The organism is Inquilinus limosus, assembly GCF_002195995.1.
GTDB classification, from domain to species: domain Bacteria; phylum Pseudomonadota; class Alphaproteobacteria; order DSM-16000; family Inquilinaceae; genus Inquilinus; species Inquilinus limosus_C.
In genome coordinates this window covers 1-2,301 of the sequence record NZ_NHON01000205.1, presented here as the reverse complement: position 1 = coordinate 2,301, position 2,301 = coordinate 1, and the positions used below count along the sequence as shown (strand labels likewise).

General features: G+C 75.1%; 2 protein-coding genes. Both read right to left on the bottom strand.

What is annotated here, in order from left to right; genetic code table 11:
• On the bottom strand, window positions 1–1,442 hold a 1,442-nt coding region (locus BWR60_RS35915), incomplete at its 3' end, for a DUF6600 domain-containing protein (RefSeq protein ID WP_218823845.1).
• Window positions 1,443–1,630: 188 nt separating this feature from the next.
• The coding region (locus BWR60_RS37525) for a hypothetical protein (protein ID WP_179222092.1) at window positions 1,631–2,301 on the bottom strand (671 nt) is incomplete at its 5' end.

Here is a 2,301-nt window from a genome sequence, read left to right as displayed (position 1 = left end):
GGCTTGGCCGGCTGGCTCGGCGCCGGCGGGTGCGGCCGGTTCGGGTCGGCGGCGGCCAGCGGCAGATGGCTTCCCAGCCCGGGAGTGCCCGGGACGCGGGCCTGGGCCGGGTGCGGCGCCTGCGGCTGGCCGGCGGCCGGCGCCTCCGGATGCGGCAGGGTCGAGACCGGGGTCAGCCTGGCGTGGTCCAGCTGGTCCGCCGCCACCGGCAGGGCGGCATGCGCCACCGGCTGGCGGCCGGCCATGACCTGCGCCGGCACCACCGTGGCGAAGCGGCGGTTGGCGCCGTTCTCGATGATCGTGGTCGGGCCGTTGTGGATGTTGGTGATCCGGTTGATCTCGACGTTCCGGACATTGGTGACGTTGACGTTCCGGACATAGGTGTCGCTGACCCGGTAGGGCGGGCGGTAGATCTCGCCCGGGCCCAGCGGGTACCAGCCGATCGGGTGGCTGTCGACCGCCGCGGTGATGGCGGCGCCGACCGCGGCCCCGGCGAAGAAGCTGACCAGGGCGGGGGCGTAGACCGGATGCACCTCGACCGGGCCGGGCACCCAGCCCCAGCGGTCGTCGACATAGGCCCAGCGGCCGTAATGGAACGGCGCGAAGCCCCAGGGCTGGTCGTCGATCCAGGTCCAGCCCCAGCGGTCGTCATTCGCCCAGTGCCCGTAGCGATAGGGCACCCAGCCGGACGGCACGTCGGTCGGGTACCAGACCGTGCCGTAGGTCGGCGTCTGGTGCCAGGTGCCGGCCGCGTCCAGGTCCTGGTAGCCGGTCATGGCGCGCGAGACGTAGCGCGGCGCGGCGGACGCGGTGCGGATCCGGCCGTCGGCCCAGTCGTCCAGCGGGTCGCGGTCGGCCGACTGCGCCAGGGTGTAGCCGAAGGGGTCGGCGCCGGTGACGATTCCGGTCTCGCCGCCCTGGATGTCGACCGGGCCGTCCGGCCCGCCGGCGATCTGCGCCTCGCCGGAGAACACCACCACCTGGGTCGGGTCCTGGGTGGTGCCGGCGTCGATGCGGTACTCGCCCGGCCGCTCCAGCGTGACCGTGCCGCGCGGCGTGTCGACCGAATAGGTCTCGCCCGCCTGCAGGTCGGCGATGTCGATGTTGACCGACCCCTGGCCCAGCTGCGCGCCGAAGGCGGTGTCGTCCAGCTGCTGCAGGTCCAGCTCGCTCTGCTCGCCGAGATGCAGCTCGGTCGAGCCGATCTCGACCGCCGCCCGGGCCTGCGGCTCGGTCCACAGCGACATGCCGGAGGTCACCGGCTGGTTGCGGGCGGCCACGGCCCAGGGCTGGGCCGGGTCGGGGCGCAGCGACACCGCGCCCGAGAGATCGGCCAGCCGCCCGACCCGGGCCGGCGGATCGTCCGCCAGGGCCGCCCGGACCGGAACGACGCCGCAGAGCAGGGCCGCCACGGCGACCCCCACCAGGATCTGCGCTCTCATCCGTTCCTCCTCGGCCGCCGGGCTCATTGGGCCCCGGCGGCCCGATGTCCCCGTTCAGCGCCGGCAGGGGCGGGCCCCGATGCCGGCGCGAGCGCACGTCCGCATGCTGCGAGACTAGGCGAAGCCCGGTTGCAGGAGGCTGGCGCGGAGATGAATTCGCGGTGAGGTGGCGGGCCGCGGCCCGCGGCTCACTTCAGCAGGCGGTCGATCTCGGCCTTCAGCTCGGAATCGTCCGGCTTGCGCCCGGCCGCGGCCAGCACCGCGGCGCGCAGGAACAGGGCCTGGGCCGCCAGCTCGTCGACGCCGTCCTGGGCCTGGGCCATGACCTGCTCGATCTGGTCCAGCCGCTCGGACATGCGGTCGGCGGTGGTGCCGTCCAGCGGCTTGTCCTTGGCCGCCGCGATCGCCTCCAGCAGGTCGGCGGCGACGATGCGCAGCCCCAGCCAGGCGGTGGCCGCCTCCAGCGACTGCCGCGACCGCCGGCTCTCGCCGCTGCCCAGCCGGCCGATCAGGGGCGCTGCCGCGGTCAGGCCGCGGCGCGCCTCGTCACGCGCATCCAGGGCCTGGGCGGCCTGGATCAGCAGCAGGTTGGCGTCGAGCATCTGGCTCGATTCGGCGCCGTGCTCGATCAGCGCCATGCCGACCAGCTCGTAGCGGCCGGTCTGCACCGCCTCCATCTCGCCATTGGCCGCCTGGCCGCGCAGCCGGCCGTAGAGATCGGCGAAGGGATCCGGGGGGGCCGGGGTCCCGGCGTCCGGGGCCGGCGCCGCGGTCACGACCGGCGGCTGCGGCCAGCGGCGCAGCGCCTCGATCAGCCGGGCGGCGACCCGGGCCGAGGGCACCATGCTCGGGTCGGCGC